We start from the raw sequence: 14,742 nt of genomic DNA on the forward strand, positions 1-14,742 counted from the left end.
TTTAGTTCAACGTCGATATTAGCTATTGGATATTGGATATTAGCTGAAAAGCTAGTTCGTTATTCGTTTAAAGACGATAACACATAACACCAAGAGCATGCCTAGAACAATAGTGGGCCAGGGAATAAAAATAGCTAAGCCTAGGCAGGCGACTAAGCCGAGTATGGAAACCCACTTGGGCACGAAACGTTGGGCTTGGGGTACTTTGAGGGCGGCGAGGTTGGTTAGCCCGTAGTAAATAAGTACGGTGAATGCACTGAACGTCCATGCGGTTTCAATACCACCGAGTAGTGCAATGGCGGCCATAACTGCAAAAGTTAGCCAAGTGGCGGCTGGCGCTGATTTTTGTTGGCTGTCTAGGCTGGCCAAACTGCGTGGTAAGTCACCGCGGCGCCCCATGGCTAATACCACCCGTGACACACCAAGCACGAGGTTCAGAATAACGCCGCACATAGCGACAATACCGCCCACAACCACCAAGCTGTGCCACGGCGAATTTTCAACTAGGTTAGCTATATTGAAGTTACTTTGAGCAAAGCTTTCGGCGCCACTTGCATGCAAAATAGCTAGGCCAACAGCTATGTACAGCAGGCTAATGACCGCTAAAGTAAGTACGATTGCTTTTGGTATGGTTTGTCGCGGGTTAACGACTTCTTCACCCATAGTGGCAATACGGCCATAGCCAGTAAAGGCTACAAACATTAACGCGGCCGCAAAAAACAAACCGTTGTCGTAATGCTGCAGTGAGGCCTCAGTAAAAATTTGTGGCGGGCTTGGCTGACTGTATGCCGCAGCTATAAATGCTAGTAAACCAGCTACGCTGATGCTGACCAACATGGCATTTAACCAATTGGTGCGGCGCACGCCGCTAAGAACAAAAGCCGTAAAAATAAGCAGTAACGTCGCGGCTATTGCATTGATTGCCCATGCTGGTGTGTTAACAACTGTGCTTATGTAGCCGTGTAAATACCAGGCGACGGCAAGTGCTGCGGTAGCGGCTGACGCGCTTTTTGCTAGCACAAATAAGGTACCGGCTGTTAAGCCTGCGGTTGGGTTGAGAAACTTATAGCCATACTCGTATGTGCCACCACTTACAGGGTGCACAGCAGCTAATTGGGCCGAACTTAAGCCATTCAACAAAGCCGTTACTGCCGCAATAACAATAGCAAAGACCAAATTTGGCCCAACCAATTCAGCACTTAAGCCCACACTGACATACGCGCCCGTACCCAAAATTGAGCCTAAGCCAAGAATAATCGCGCCAAAAAGTGTTGTTTCACGTACTAACTGTTGTGTCATTATTATTCCTTTTTAGCTTTGGTGATCAGCCAACGTAGCACCGCTTTATGACATTTTTATGCCGTTTTCAAAGCGCTGCCGTTAACGCTTCAGCGTCAGCATTTTAGATAATTCTTCGCTACCTTCTTTGCTGTTTATGGTGGCTAGGGTCCAAATAGCCGAAAGCACCAACAACACACCGTGCGTAATTGCACTGTCGAAGTTAATATCAAACACTATGCTTAACAACCACGCCAGCAAATAAGTAAAACCAATAGCCGGCAAGCTTAGTAATGCAAAGGCCAACATAACAATGACAAACGCGCCCACATGCTGCAGTAATTTTGTAAGCATAATGACTCCAATTATTCAGTTAGCGATTTATAATAATTTTCCAGCTGTACTGGCAGATTTTAGGTCACCAAAAACAACACGATAGTTGCTAACGTCATACCCGTAGTTCACTAGTTTTTGGCCATTAACTAATGAGACATCTGTCATTTCGCCTTGTTTCCAGTCAAGATCTTGCGCCTTTCGCTGTTCTTGTATGGTTTTTGAATAGTGTAATTTAACCATGAACTGCTCACTTGCTGAGCAATTACCGGCTGCACATTGTTCTTCATAGTCATGGACTTGAATGCAGAAATTATGCGGTTTAAATACCAGCTGATTGTCATCAGATAAATTGATCGTGTGGGTGATATCTTGGTCGCCATACCACACTGAATACCACTTGCCGCCGGCGCACATACTGCCTTGGTACTCACACACCGCGGTTTCATTAAGCTCAATCACTTTACCCGCATCGTTCAGTGCTAAGTTCAGCGCGATGTCTCGCGTTGCACCGGGTTGAAGGTTAGCCGTTGGGTTGTCATTGACACTGCAGCCAATACTGCCGGTGACGGCTTGCACGGCAACGCCAGCCACCTGGCAGCTTGAAAGCAGCGGAATGAACATGAATAGCAGCAGTTTTTGATTACGGCTCATACGCAATTAGTTCTCCAAAATGGCCAACATTAGCCATATAAACACACAACTCGCAACGTATTGAAATGCACCCGTTAGCGACAATCCGCCAGCTTTTTTTTGCCACATTTGCATGAGAGCACCGCCGCCCAAACACCAAAGGTGCCAAACCAACCCTAATCCTGCTCTGCGCTATCATTCAAAAATCATCGCAGCTATCAATTTTATGATAAGTGGCGTTTAATCATTAAGCCAATTAGCTATAGAGCTAGCCGAGGCTTGAGTTCATTTAAAAATACATTAGGCTGATCAATCCCCAAGTATATTGTCGGTATCACATGATCCGAACCATCACTTGCTGGCTTCAATTCAATCGCAATATTTGGCACACCTGAACTGTTATAGCGTTTCACTTGCTTTGCTCGCTTTACATAAGTTGCATGCGCCTTAACCGCTGCAATTTTTGATAACGGAATAACCTGCGGTGGATAAATTCCATAGCGAATAATTAACTCGTTTGCGGTTAGCGAAATAGGCCGTTTCGCGTACGCACGATATTCAGCGATAAAAAACACCAAACTAAATAGCGTTAGCGCTGTGATAATATTTGCCGCAAGTGGCGACCAGAAAAAATGCAGTAATACATGCGCAATTGGCAGTTCAATAATAATTAATAAAATAAACCCAAGTAGGTTGCTCTGTGCGCCGTCTTTTTGGTGATAAGTAAAATGCTGCTCGCCATTAAAGCGTTCTGGCTTAATTCGGCTAGCAAATAATGCGTAAGTCCACAGGCGGGTTTCAAAACTGAACACCTTAGCCACCAAACCGTCTCCTAAATAGCGCTTAATCGGTTCTGCTATAGCCAAATCTGGATCGATGTTCTGGTTTAGCGCCGCTTTAATCGAAACATAAACAGTAAGCAACACCGATAACTCAAGCAGCACCAATGCGGCTAAAACGAAATACCGCCCCTGCTCAAGATAGGGCCAAATTAGTTTATTTGTCTGCGGAATAATAAAACTGCCGACCAAAACAGCAATGCTGCACAGCACAGTGGCTTTTAGTAGTGCTTCTTTTTTATTCTTTATGCAGACAAAGCAGAGTATGGGCAGAACAAAGAACGCATCAATGAAGAACAGCCATTCATAGTTGGCACTTCCAAAGTCATTCAGCACTGAATTCGATTGATAATAAAACGTCCACCATAGCGAAATAGCAATGAGAAATAGCAGTGGTATTTTCGTTTTTATGGCGGTGCGCATTTGATGAGTGCCTTATCCAGAGGTTTTCATATCGTTATGCATTTGGCGAAACACAAAATTAGCCCATTTCAAAACAACCTGCTTATCATATGGGCTATCCTTCGGTTGATCATAAAGCACTAAAACCGGAAACTGATCTTGTGGACAAAAATCTGTAGGTGAAAATCCCCCCCATTTTAGTCCGAGACCCACAATCGTTTTTTCTGAATTACCGGTAACCCAATAGCTTACTCGGTGGTTAAATCCTTTGTCATATATCTTACGGCCCACTTTGCGCGCTTCAGACTCGGAAGCAAAACATATTGGCGTTTCCGTGTCTGAACTTACAGCACACGAGGATAAAACAAATACGACGCATAAACTGAAAACAAACCTAACGGACATTACGCCCCCGCATGTATTACTCATCGCGTTCGTATACAATCGCAGGTAACGGGGGCAAGCCTTTGGTTGTTCGATCAGCAGTGGATATATCTTTGCTAGCCGCTTTCAATTCACCATCGCTATAAGCCACGCCATAAGACTCAAGACTTAGTCCGCGGTTTTCGATATATCGATTGTAGGTTGCAGCCATCAACCAACGACCGTCAGGATGGTTTAATTCCGCAGCTCGTTTTGCCAAATAAAATGCCAACAAATGATTTTCATTGCCCATACTTACGAGTTTTTTGTCAACGTGCTCAAGATTTGTATGTTGCAATATAACCGCTGCATGCACGAAATCTGCAGCAGTTGAAATACGGCCATTAACCAGCTCTTCAAAAACCAATAATCGGCGGGCCATTTCATCGCTATATATCGGGAAATTACCGTTTTTCAAATTCTCTTCCGAACGCGCTTCTTGATCAGCTTGATAAGCAGCAAGTAGCTTTAGGTTGTCGTCAGCTAACAACGAGGTTGACATAAAAGATAGTCCGCAGATAGCTAAAAACAACAGTACGTTCAAAATTTTCATAGACTCTCACCGATTATGTGACCTAGAGATACCTTATATACCCGTTGGCAGTACGTTAATAGTCGATCCGCAGTGTAGCTATTAGCAACAGATTAAAATTGATCGAGTGTGGATCAGTTTTCACCCCTTGTTGACATTGGCAGCCGTTGCAACTGCTTTTAATGGCGAGATGTCGGCATCATTTTCGGTCCTTCAAAGTCTGGTAGACCTTCCCTTTCTCTCGTTTACCAACGACAAGAGCATAGATGACTAGCTCTTCATCGACCACTTCGTAAACCAATCGGTAACCCGCTGATCGTAGTTTAATTTTGTACACTGAACTGTAGCCTCCAAGCTTTGCCGAAGGCTCTCTTGGATTAATAAGTCGCTCCTCAAGCTTCTTCTTGAACTGACTTCTTATAGCAGCGTTCAGCTTCTTCCATTCCTTCAGTGCTGAGGGTACAAATTTCAGCTTATAGGTCATCCAGCGACACCGCGATGGCTTCTGCACGCTCACTACGACGCTCTTCGACCAGCTTGCCCAGTTCGTAATTCTCGATCATTTCCATAATTGCCTCATACGTATCCGCAGGTATAAGGTATGCAGCAGGCTTATTATGATTCAAGATAGCAATAGGGGAACCACTAGCTTGGGACAGCAACGATGATGGATTTTTCTTTAACTCTGAGATGCTTACAGAAAAATCTGCTAACACTTGGCGCATAAAAACCTCAAATATGACCTAAATAAAGATCATATTTTAGGTTATTTTCATAGTTTTGCCTAGATAAAAACTGAGCCCTAACGCCGCATTCAGCGGCTTGTCCGCTGCAATGCTTGGTTAGGCACGCCTGCAAGGCTCTCAATCGTCGCAATTGCGTTCTCTACGCCATCCTCTTCTCGCAGTCTCATTCCGAGCGCCTCTGCATCGTCAATCATATTCTGGTCGGTGGTTATCTCTTCGATAGCCGCCTGAAGCCTATCAACCGTCAGCCTCTTCAATGGGATCGGGGCTGAACCAGCGTTCAGTGTATGCACGCGATCCCCCCAGAAGGGTTGATCTCCGAAAAAAGGTATAACAATAGAAGGCTTTCCTGCACGCAAGGCTGCAGCTGTGGTTCCTGCGCCTCCATGGTGCACAACGCCTCTCACGCGAGAAAAGAGCCATGAGTGAGGCACTTGGTCAACCGCAATAATACTCTGAGGCAACGTCTTAATTTTTATCCCGCCCCAGCCAGTTGCGAGAACGCCGCGAACGCCTGCTCCTTGAAGTGCTTCAATGACCATACTTGCTAAACGTTCAGGGTCACGTCCTGTCATGGAGCCGAAGCCAACATACACAGGCGGTAAGCCTTCGGCCAAGAAAGCTGAAAGTTCTGGTGTAGGCTCATAGTCTTCACCATCTTCGGTATACCAGTAACCGCAGATACTAGCCGTTCGCGGCCAGTCGTCAGGTCGTGACACTACCAATTTGCTAAAGCCATGAATAACAGGAATTGCTGTGCCATCGTGAGTCTGTAAAAGACTAAAGCTTTTTGCTTTCGGTAGGTTATTTTCCTGGCGCCATGTTCGAGCGTGTTTAGCCACCGACAACCCAATCAGTAGATTAACAAAGCTATATGAGAGTTTATTATACCACCCACCCAGCTTCAATCGAGGCAGCATCATGTTTGGATACTCAGCCGTAGGTACTAATCCTGGCACGACTAGCGCCATCGCAACGGGAATGCCGAGCTTCTCAGCAATATCAGGTGCAGTAAACGCCTTGGGGTGAAACACAATCATATCTGGCTGTGATTGTTGTGCTGCCTCCCAGCTTTCGTCAGCTAAGGCACGCTGTATCGGGCCTACTTTCTTGAGCAAGCCCAACGTGCGCTTTACCACTTGAAATATATTATTCGTATCTTCCAGCACGCCTTGGTCTTCAGGCGTATCCAGCAAAGTCAGCATACCATCGTTCATGTAGGCATAATGGAGTCCAGCAGCTTCAATAGCCCCGCTAAATCGTGAGCTCGTTGACACCGTTACGCAGTGTCCACCCCGCTTTAAGCCTTGCCCCAATGCAATATACGGCTGTACATCGCCCCGGGTTCCGTAGGTAAGAATAAGTATGTTCATTGTGGGGGCCTAACTTTTAAATAAGGGGCGCAGGCACGTAGGGCATAATGGCGAAGCCGCCCTGCGTGTATGCGTCCCAGCCTGCGCAGCAGGCGACTTAATTTTTTTGTTATACACATCAATGCTCGGTGGTTGACATAAGGGTCTTAAGCCCGTTGTACCACGCTAAAAAAGCAACGGTGCCATGAGTCTCATTTTCAAAGAATTGTTGCTCCGAAATAGCATCATTGTTATCAATTACAGATGAAGCAAAAGTGGAGCCCCATTCATAATTAGTTAACCCAATATCTCCCAGATGAGAATTATTTGCAAAAGCAAAGTAAACTCGAGAATTGAACTTTATGTCTTTATTACCAGCGTTCACTGCCCGATTTAAGTAGTCATTATCCCATAAAGATGTTGGATCTATGATTAAGTAATCTGTAAATACAGATGGTGACTCTATAAGAGTGTTTGCTGCGAACAAGCCGCCAAACGACTCACCAACCAATACACGCTTTTTGGATGTCCTGTATGTAGTATCAACGGTAGGTATCAACTCATTTTCAAGGAACTTAGCGAACTGCTTAGCGTTTCCTGTTTGATCAAATGTTTCTAAGACGCGGCCTTTAAACTTCCACTCTATAAGCGATGATGGTGTTAAGTCTCGAGACCTATTTGTATTCGGAATGGCAATTACGATAGCTTCTTGAACCTGATTTCCCAGCGTTTCTGTACTTAAGGATTCAAGTACACCGACAAACCCCTTAAACCTGTGGATATCGCCGTCAAGAAGATAGATGACAGGGTAAGTATTTTCGCTCGTTCCGTATGACGGGGGTAAATAAACCATGTAGGGTCTATTCTCAGCCATGATCTTCGATTCTAACGATTTGGTTGTGCCTAATGAAATTGAGTCATCCGCGAATACTGGCAAGGTAAACAATAAGATTAAGAACGCCGCTACCAACTTTTTCATACTAACTTCCCTGATGTGTATAACGCCCAAATTTAGCGCGGAAAAACGCGCATGCGTTTTGCCGTCGCAGCCCATGCGCAGCATGGGCGATTAAGATTTGCTTGTTAGCCGTATTTGCCAACATGCAGGCCAATTGTACGAATTTAAAATTGCGACAGCGCTATAGTAAAACTGGGCAGCAAAACTTACTATTGCTCCAAGGCACTTAACGTTTCAGGCTTTCGACAACGTGCGTTTAAATTCTTGCCCACCTTCGCCGAAAGAAAGCATTTTCACTGCAACTACTTTGTTGTCTTTGTATACAGCCTGCAACCTTGCGCTTGAAAATGCTTTAAAAATGATTGTTTCCCGATCAATCAATTCGATTTCAAAAGGTCGATCATCAGCGTGTTGATAGAATACTTTCCCATCTTCTTGATAAATTTTACGTTCGCCATATTGACCAGTTATAAGGTTTATATCTTCTTGCTTAACAACATACCGATTCGATTCGGCTTTCACGAGCGGATATACCCATTGATGTAGTTTAATGTTGTCCGAACCTTTTTTTATAAGAGTATTTAACACATCTGCATAGGCCACATTAAATGCATTGTCACTGACTGCTTCTATATTGGGAGTTACGCCTTTTCGCTCCCAGTTATCATTTGTCCTTGGATCAACAGGTCGAAGCCTTGGTAAAGTAAGGATGTAATCCTCATTGATGATTTCTGCTCTTCTGGCATGGGCTGCACCTGCAGTGACTTCGCCAACGACTGTTGCCCTAGATAAATTCTTCATAGAATAACTAAAAGATTCTGCCGCCGATGCAGAGTTGTGACTGGTTAAGATATACAGTGGCGTATCTTTAAACCGCGGACCAGGCACATAAGGTGAAGTCCAATCTTGTACTTGGGTTAATCGTCCGTTTTCACGGCTTTCAAAGGTCAATAAGTGAACAGTGTCCATATCAAAAAAGTAGCTGGCCAATGTGTTTACCATAAAGGGGCTGCCACCAAAATTGTTTCTTAAATCGATAATAATGCCATCAGCATGCTGTAAAAACTTCATCGCACTTTCAAGTGTTGCGCCGCCCAAATGGCTATCAGAGAACATTCTTATATCAAGGTAACCTATATTACCTTCGAGCATTTCAACCTTTTTAAAACCATAATTATCCGTCGGTGTTTCCATAACGCGGCGATCTGAAACCGCTGTATTTTGTTCTGATGCTCGATATTCTTTCAGCTCTTTCACCCACTGTGGGTCATATACAACAGAGAGATGTTTATCATTGGCGATTTTATTGAGTTCTATGGTCGTAAAATCAGCAATTTTTTCAGCGGATTTTTGCTTGCTACAGCGGCTAAGGAAATCTTTGGAGTTTAATAACTGAGACATCTTTGTTGCTGTTGCTTCAATCACGTAGGCATCCTGAAGCTTTTTAGCGACAACTTTTGAGACATCACTGCAATCAGTTGCACTGGCTGCACCACAAAAGGCAATTAAATTGATTATCAGCGGTTTATAAAACTTTTTACTCATACTCTTCCCTGCAATTTAATTATTTTTCTATAACTTAAATGTTGAAACAACGCGGCAATTTTCAGTAGGGTTACATAAATTGCTAACGCCCGGCTCACAGGAGACAAAAGCGAAGCTTTTGGCTTCCTGTGCAGCCGATTGTTATGTGCATTAGTAGGCGTTTCTGATGTCTATAGCTTCGTCGATCCAGTCAGCAATATTCTCACTAATGTAGTTGTATACCCCTTGACTCGTAGCCTGTGAAGGCTTTTTTAGCTTTACTACGCTTGATAGTTTTTTGCCATCAATTGTAAAGTCATCAAATGGGTTTCTGCCTTCACTACCCTGTTCACCTGAAGAATTCTTTAGCTTGTGAATCTGAATTCCAAGAACGCCTTTCCCTGATTCCCAGGCTTTCTTGATTTCATATTTAATCCATTTTCTACCAGCCGTGTTCTCTCCGACCAGTACGATCACGCAAGATTTTCCGGTCATTTGACCATCAATCCATTTCTGAATGGCGCTATCGCCGCCTTTTTTTACTTCTTCCCAATCGTTATCGCTTGCAGGCTTATTACCTTCAACAGAACCAATATTTCTTACTGTCGAAGCTCTCCAGTTATCATTTTTATAATGAAAACTATAGAACGCTTTTCTAGCCATAAAAACTCCTTATTTTGTCAAGTCAGAAATGAAATCAATTACCGTTTGAACTTTTTCATCTAGAGATACTTTTTCGTCGGCTAGCTTCTCTAAATATTTTTTCGCCGCCTCTGAGTTTTGATAATAACTATCAATAGAAGGCAGTATTTTTTCGTATATTTCCTGAGCAGCATGCCCTGTCGAAGCAACAGGTATACATATATTTCCGAAAGCATGTGAAATTTCAAACTCACGAATGACCCCACCCGCAGTAACAATTTCACCATCAACGTTTTTGTTTCCGAAAAGGAAAATCGATATACCAGACAATGAGATCATCTTATGGCGATATTCATCCCATAAAACCGAAAGATCTTTATCTCCAGTTTTGAATTGTGGGAATGGCCTTAGTATAAGTTGAGCATCTGAATACTTTAACGGCTTTGAATATATCGCTTCTAAAGCCCCGTTTATCACGGAGCTTCCAACTCCCCAACCAAATCCATTAACAACTCTAAAATTACCTTCAATTAGTGCGCGAGATATCTTATGAATAAATTCAATTGATTCTTGTTTTTCGTAAGGATTGTAAACTTCGGCACTCCCGGAAATAAAGATCGTTTTCTTTTTAAATCGAGACTCAATCTCTTTTAGAATATTGGTTATTTCTTCGTAACCATCAACAAGAAGTGTTTTTATTCCGTACCTTTTCAGGTCATTTATAATCAACTCCTGCTTTCTGACGTTATAGTCATATGTTGCTTGATCTGGATTATTGTTATCACCAAGAGTGGGGCGTTTGGTGATGCAGTAATGCTGCTTTTTATCTTCAGAGTATCGAAAATTAAGCCTGCTGAGCACGTAGTCAAGATTAGGGTCAGTAAAGCTAAAACCTAAAAACAGGAAAGTTTTTGTTGTAAGCTCACCTGTCAGAGCATTGATAAATGGTTCATGCGTTTGATGGTATTGCTCATACTGCTCTTTGGTTATTATCGCCTCAGCTGGACAAGATACATCGCCGTGCATTTTAAATATTACAACGTCTCTTTTAGGCTTGTTATTTAGCAGCTGTTTGACATTGTGCTTCGTATCCGAAACTTTACCTTCTGCTAAAAACGCCTTTTCGATAAGCTCATCGTAGTTTGTAGTCCATACAGATGATATTGGTAGTCTTGCTAGAATTCTGTGGTTTTCAGTCTCCTCAGTTTCCTCAATAAACTCCTCAAGAATTTTACGACTAATTTTTGATCTGGTTCTATTTTCATTTACGTGAAACTGCGCAAGCGAAACAAGGTCAGATTCGACATTAATATCTAAACCCAAGTCAAAGGCGATTTCGCTCATCAATTCCTGCCAATTGACAAACCCAGCAGGAATAGACAGCCCTGCGCCAGCAAAAATCGCCGCAGTCCCTTCATTCAAATCTTTCACGTAATCTCGTATAAAGATTTCAGTTTCTCGATCAAAAATCATTTTCATACTTCCAAGCTAATATTTATGACTTCCTGAGCACATAACGCCTCAATAACCGGCGCGCTTTAGCGCGTCCGGCACCGAAGGTGCGAAGTTGATTGATTTGTTATGTGTTGACTTCATGCTCATTTACATTAAAAGATTCTACTAGAGAAAATGAATCATTATCAGGCCCTGAATTTCTGAACTCTTCTAGCGTTTCACGTGATTTCCATTTTTCAAAAATATTTACCCTGTTCTCATCAATTGGATCTACCGACACTGAAAAGTCTTCACAGGCATCTAGCTTTCTTGCAAGGGAAATTGCTTCAATTGATTTCTGGATAAATTCATCTCGTTTGCCTGACTTTATTCTCAATTTCCCTGCTACGATTATTGGCACGATCTTATCCTCATAGACACATAACGCCCGCAGCACGCGCGGCTTTGTAGTGGAGGCGAAGCCGCAACGAAAAAGGCGTCGCCGTGCCTGCGCTTGTTAGCTTTTTTCACAGTTCTGCTTCCACTCTTTAAACAGCGATTTCACGGCTTCGCTGACTTCGCTACGAAGATGTAGATCATGTGCTTGTAGCTCATATTCATAGAATATGGATTCAAAATTAATTGTTTGTTTGCAGCTAAAGCTGCCTGCCGATTCAGAGCAATGGCCTATATACCAGTCCGATGGAATAGCTTTTCCTGGGTTCTTCAAAGGCGCAGATCGAACAAGGTGCCACATAAACAGAGGCTCGTGATACTCATAAACACGATAAAACGGCAGGCTTGGGTCTTTTTCCACATACACGGTATCTCTTTTGTCGTAAACGTTCCAAGCGGCTTCAGCCATTCCATTAGGATTGCCAATCTGTGAGCTTGCATATGCCAACCCCATTAGCTCATGCTCAAAATCTACCCCATTACTGTTGATATGGCTTAATGTGTATCCCGAAACCTTAGCCTTAATATTTTGAGCTGGGATGTATATCAATTCTTGACCATCCGAACTATCGAGCTCGTCAGCGATAGGTGCAAGAAATGCTTTCATAAATGAACTATCCGGTGAAAAACTAGATGGATAGCAAATTTTAGTGTCATCTAGTCGCACTTTTCTAAGGCTTTCGGCATAAGTAACTTGCGAGCTAAAAATCACCAAGATAAAGAGATAAAACTTCATACTTCTCCTGAAAGCTAACGCCTTACTAATGGGCGCAAAATGTAGCTTGGCTAAACTTAGCGACGAAGGAGCACAAGCCAAGCATTTTGCGTCCTTTTGAGTAACTTGTTATATGGCTATTTGCTGTCTAGCCAACACTTAGAAAATACTATGTTATTAGAGTTTGAAACAACAAGTTTATGCACATAGTTTAAACCATGGGCAGGTTCTGGGTCTTTACCAACCATATACACAGTATTAGATGAGGAAACCAATTTTTCATTAATACTTACCGATGCATCATTATTTAGTAATACTCCTTCGAATAATCCTTGGTAACCTGCCATAACATGAATTGCTTTATTTAATTCTTGCCCACGCAATCCTTCTGTCGGTATCCAAAGGCTTGAATGATCAACAAGTTTGTTTGGTGGCAATTCAGACAAGCTATTAATTATGAATGCTTTTGCATTTTTTAAATAAGGCTTATGAGTTGCCATATTTCTTTCAACAAAGTTTATTGCTTTTGAAACAGAAACAATAACTTTTGAGTTGTTAGTTTTATAGAAAATAGCAGGTAGCTCGTAAGATTCGGGATGGCTTAAATTGGATTTCCATTTAACTGGATATTGATTTGACTCACAAGGATCGGTTTCAGCGTTCACAAAGCTAGAAACTAAAAATACTAATAAGACTAAAATTTTCTGCATACTTTCACTAGCCATATAACGCCGTTGTTCAGCGGTGCCCTTGTAGCGCAGCGAAAAGGGCATCCGGTGGAGGGCCGTCAGGCCCGGAACGAACTGGAACTATTTGTTAAGCCTTGTCTGTAGGCCACACCTTGGTTCCGATCTGTTTGAATTTTCCAATAGCCAGGGCACCCCGCTCATTTCGCGCTTTAGAGCCCGGAGCAAGGATTGCCTCTTGCACTGCGGGACGGTCGGCCTCCCACATTTCTATGACCTCAAAACTTTGGTCCAGCAAAACCAAAAGGACACTATCCCATTCATGATCGAGACGAATTGATCCGAGTCGTTGCCCGGGCCCTGGCTTCTCTGGCAGGCACCGACCTTTGATTTGGATCTTTCGGCCTGAACTATCGATAGCGTCGTAACCAGCCTGCCTTGCCTCCGTCAACTCCAAAGCAAGCAATTTGGCGGCGCTGAATTCAGCTATTTCGCCCGTGATCCCAAGTGGCTTACCCGTCAAATTTTTGAAGCGAACAGCAACGTCTTTGGCTGCCGCCAGAATTTCTTGCAACTCTTTATTCACGGAATTCCTTTTGGCTTAACGCTTCAATATGGGGCGCGCGTTGTTTGCGCGTCCCAGCCCAACTTGTTGGGCGAACATAATTGACTTGTTAGCTTTAAACGCACTTGGCGATTGTTGATAAAGCATCTTTCCAAGCCGCTACAGAGTCAAAATTTTCAACCAAACCGTCTTTAGTGCTTTGACCAGTGAACGCCCCCATTCCATGTTGAATCATATAAGTTGGCTTATATGCAGGTGCACCTAGATCAGTTAGGCTTTGACAAATCGCAGTATTATCAGCACTTAATTTTGTAAGAGCCGTTTGCAACTTATCCATATCATCTTGTGATTGCGCACCAAACAAATTCATACGCAGAACACTAATCGCTTGATGTGCAGTTTTATCTGAAACACGTTTAGTATCAAAAAAGCCATAAGACATGCCTGCAAAATATAGCTCAGCAGCATTCGAGTAATTATTGTCAGTCAAGCAAGCATTAAGTCCAGTAAAAATATCGACAGGGTTCTGCGTGTTCGATAGCTCGGCCACTGCGACGCATCCAGCTGGTTTCGGGGACTCCAAATTTCCAGCAGACTCATAGTTTGTAACACCACTTTTAGGCGTAGAATTACAAGCTGAAAGTAGCAAAGTTGATAAAGCTGCAAATATAATTTTTCTATCCATGAGCACAAAGCCCTCCTTTAAAGCTAACGCCCCGCTAAACGGCGAGCGTCAGCGAGTCCGGTGGAGGCCACGCTTTTTGTGGCCGGAACGAATTTGAGCGGTTTGTTATGCCTTTGGACGCACGAAGTCACCACCTGACCCTTTTATAAAATTTGCGTTTTCACGGCTGAAGCACTCACCAGATAACTGCCAAAAATCACCTTTACCACGAGAGTGCACTACATACTCAATTACTTCCGATTCGGTGGCAAAGACAATAACATTATGGCCATCTGACTTTAGCACATCGGTATGTTCTGACACCTGCCAATTAAAACCAAGAGCCTTCTCTGACATTTCGTTGTATGGCCCCAGAAAGCAAACCTTTGCCCACTTATCACCACCCAACGTGGAAAGATTCAAATTTTCGAAATTACTAGCCTTGATGGCAGCGTAAATTTCTTCACTGGTTTCGCTTACTACATACCCATTATCAGTGCAGCCCAAAAGGGAAACTAAGGTAAAAATTATTGCGGTTCTATTCATAGGCATAACATTTA

The 14,742-nt window shown here is 43.1% G+C and carries 18 protein-coding genes; all 18 read right to left on the bottom strand.

Annotated elements, in window-relative coordinates:
* Positions 1–51 precede the first annotated feature (51 nt).
* The 18 genes from BM334_RS06030 to BM334_RS06120 all read right to left on the bottom strand — a co-directional run bounded on the left by BM334_RS06030 (position 52) and on the right by BM334_RS06120 (position 14,728).
* Complete coding sequence (locus BM334_RS06030) at positions 52–1,299, bottom strand: APC family permease (protein WP_092839446.1); 1,248 nt, start codon at positions 1,297–1,299, stop codon at positions 52–54.
* A gap of 81 nt (positions 1,300–1,380) precedes the next feature.
* Positions 1,381–1,632 carry a hypothetical protein gene (locus tag BM334_RS06035; protein WP_092839449.1) on the bottom strand — a complete coding sequence of 84 codons (252 nt, stop codon included), beginning with the start codon at positions 1,630–1,632 and terminating at the stop codon, positions 1,381–1,383.
* Between the two features lie 27 nt (positions 1,633–1,659).
* Positions 1,660–2,265, bottom strand: a complete 606-nt coding sequence (locus tag BM334_RS06040; protein ID WP_092839452.1) for a hypothetical protein — start codon at positions 2,263–2,265, stop codon at positions 1,660–1,662.
* 239 nt (positions 2,266–2,504) lie between these two features.
* Positions 2,505–3,506: a hypothetical protein gene (locus tag BM334_RS06045; RefSeq protein ID WP_055439936.1), complete on the bottom strand. Its 1,002-nt coding sequence runs from the start codon at positions 3,504–3,506 to the stop codon at positions 2,505–2,507.
* A 400-nt stretch (positions 3,507–3,906) separates the two neighbouring features.
* Positions 3,907–4,461, bottom strand: a complete 555-nt coding sequence (locus BM334_RS06055; protein ID WP_055439934.1) for a hypothetical protein — start codon at positions 4,459–4,461, stop codon at positions 3,907–3,909.
* A gap of 178 nt (positions 4,462–4,639) precedes the next feature.
* Positions 4,640–4,924, bottom strand: coding sequence for a type II toxin-antitoxin system RelE family toxin (locus tag BM334_RS06060; protein WP_092839458.1), 285 nt, complete (start codon positions 4,922–4,924; stop codon positions 4,640–4,642).
* A complete protein-coding gene (locus BM334_RS06065) occupies positions 4,914–5,165 on the bottom strand; it encodes a type II toxin-antitoxin system Phd/YefM family antitoxin (protein ID WP_055439932.1) in 252 nt (83 codons plus the stop codon). Before BM334_RS06065 ends, BM334_RS06060 begins: the two co-directional genes overlap by 11 nt.
* Positions 5,166–5,254: 89 nt before the next feature.
* Positions 5,255–6,559, bottom strand: a complete 1,305-nt coding sequence (locus BM334_RS06070) for a glycosyltransferase (RefSeq protein WP_092839461.1) — start codon at positions 6,557–6,559, stop codon at positions 5,255–5,257.
* A 118-nt stretch (positions 6,560–6,677) separates the two neighbouring features.
* Positions 6,678–7,517: an alpha/beta hydrolase gene (locus tag BM334_RS06075; protein ID WP_092840024.1), complete on the bottom strand. Its 840-nt coding sequence runs from the start codon at positions 7,515–7,517 to the stop codon at positions 6,678–6,680.
* A 213-nt stretch (positions 7,518–7,730) separates the two neighbouring features.
* The gene (locus BM334_RS06080) at positions 7,731–9,041 is read right to left on the bottom strand and encodes a S41 family peptidase (RefSeq protein ID WP_092839465.1); all 1,311 of its coding nucleotides are present in this window, start codon (positions 9,039–9,041) and stop codon (positions 7,731–7,733) included.
* Positions 9,042–9,191: 150 nt separating this feature from the next.
* A complete protein-coding gene (locus BM334_RS06085; RefSeq protein ID WP_092839468.1) occupies positions 9,192–9,683 on the bottom strand; it encodes a TIR domain-containing protein in 492 nt (163 codons plus the stop codon).
* 9 nt (positions 9,684–9,692) lie between these two features.
* Entirely contained in the window at positions 9,693–11,141 is a 1,449-nt protein-coding gene (locus BM334_RS06090) for an SIR2 family protein (RefSeq protein WP_218155335.1), read from the bottom strand.
* Between the two features lie 100 nt (positions 11,142–11,241).
* The gene (locus BM334_RS06095) at positions 11,242–11,517 is read right to left on the bottom strand and encodes a putative quinol monooxygenase (protein WP_092839472.1); all 276 of its coding nucleotides are present in this window, start codon (positions 11,515–11,517) and stop codon (positions 11,242–11,244) included.
* A 96-nt stretch (positions 11,518–11,613) separates the two neighbouring features.
* Positions 11,614–12,288, bottom strand: a complete 675-nt coding sequence (locus tag BM334_RS06100) for a hypothetical protein (protein WP_092839476.1) — start codon at positions 12,286–12,288, stop codon at positions 11,614–11,616.
* A gap of 116 nt (positions 12,289–12,404) precedes the next feature.
* Entirely contained in the window at positions 12,405–12,992 is a 588-nt protein-coding gene (locus BM334_RS06105; protein ID WP_126801838.1) for a hypothetical protein, read from the bottom strand.
* Between the two features lie 91 nt (positions 12,993–13,083).
* A complete protein-coding gene (locus BM334_RS06110; RefSeq protein WP_092839485.1) occupies positions 13,084–13,539 on the bottom strand; it encodes a DUF6998 domain-containing protein in 456 nt (151 codons plus the stop codon).
* Between the two features lie 94 nt (positions 13,540–13,633).
* Entirely contained in the window at positions 13,634–14,203 is a 570-nt protein-coding gene (locus tag BM334_RS06115) for a hypothetical protein (protein WP_092839488.1), read from the bottom strand.
* 105 nt (positions 14,204–14,308) lie between these two features.
* Positions 14,309–14,728, bottom strand: coding sequence for a hypothetical protein (locus tag BM334_RS06120; protein WP_092839492.1), 420 nt, complete (start codon positions 14,726–14,728; stop codon positions 14,309–14,311).
* Positions 14,729–14,742: the final 14 nt, after the last annotated feature.

It is taken from the genome of Pseudidiomarina donghaiensis (genome assembly GCF_900116895.1).
Classification (GTDB): domain Bacteria; phylum Pseudomonadota; class Gammaproteobacteria; order Enterobacterales; family Alteromonadaceae; genus Pseudidiomarina; species Pseudidiomarina donghaiensis.

Coding starts and splice junctions, on each gene's coding strand:
- BM334_RS06090 (WP_218155335.1), bottom strand. CDS start 11,141: ATGAAAATGATTTTTGATCGAGAAACTGAAATCTTTATACGAGATTAC.
- BM334_RS06085 (WP_092839468.1), bottom strand. CDS start 9,683: ATGGCTAGAAAAGCGTTCTATAGTTTTCATTATAAAAATGATAACTGG.
- BM334_RS06070 (WP_092839461.1), bottom strand. CDS start 6,559: ATGAACATACTTATTCTTACCTACGGAACCCGGGGCGATGTACAGCCG.
- BM334_RS06075 (WP_092840024.1), bottom strand. CDS start 7,517: ATGAAAAAGTTGGTAGCGGCGTTCTTAATCTTATTGTTTACCTTGCCA.
- BM334_RS06045 (WP_055439936.1), bottom strand. CDS start 3,506: ATGCGCACCGCCATAAAAACGAAAATACCACTGCTATTTCTCATTGCT.
- BM334_RS06060 (WP_092839458.1), bottom strand. CDS start 4,924: ATGACCTATAAGCTGAAATTTGTACCCTCAGCACTGAAGGAATGGAAG.
- BM334_RS06100 (WP_092839476.1), bottom strand. CDS start 12,288: ATGAAGTTTTATCTCTTTATCTTGGTGATTTTTAGCTCGCAAGTTACT.
- BM334_RS06030 (WP_092839446.1), bottom strand. CDS start 1,299: ATGACACAACAGTTAGTACGTGAAACAACACTTTTTGGCGCGATTATT.
- BM334_RS06080 (WP_092839465.1), bottom strand. CDS start 9,041: ATGAGTAAAAAGTTTTATAAACCGCTGATAATCAATTTAATTGCCTTT.
- BM334_RS06065 (WP_055439932.1), bottom strand. CDS start 5,165: ATGCGCCAAGTGTTAGCAGATTTTTCTGTAAGCATCTCAGAGTTAAAG.
- BM334_RS06055 (WP_055439934.1), bottom strand. CDS start 4,461: ATGAAAATTTTGAACGTACTGTTGTTTTTAGCTATCTGCGGACTATCT.
- BM334_RS06120 (WP_092839492.1), bottom strand. CDS start 14,728: ATGAATAGAACCGCAATAATTTTTACCTTAGTTTCCCTTTTGGGCTGC.
- BM334_RS06105 (WP_126801838.1), bottom strand. CDS start 12,992: ATGGCTAGTGAAAGTATGCAGAAAATTTTAGTCTTATTAGTATTTTTA.
- BM334_RS06035 (WP_092839449.1), bottom strand. CDS start 1,632: ATGCTTACAAAATTACTGCAGCATGTGGGCGCGTTTGTCATTGTTATG.
- BM334_RS06040 (WP_092839452.1), bottom strand. CDS start 2,265: ATGAGCCGTAATCAAAAACTGCTGCTATTCATGTTCATTCCGCTGCTT.
- BM334_RS06115 (WP_092839488.1), bottom strand. CDS start 14,203: ATGGATAGAAAAATTATATTTGCAGCTTTATCAACTTTGCTACTTTCA.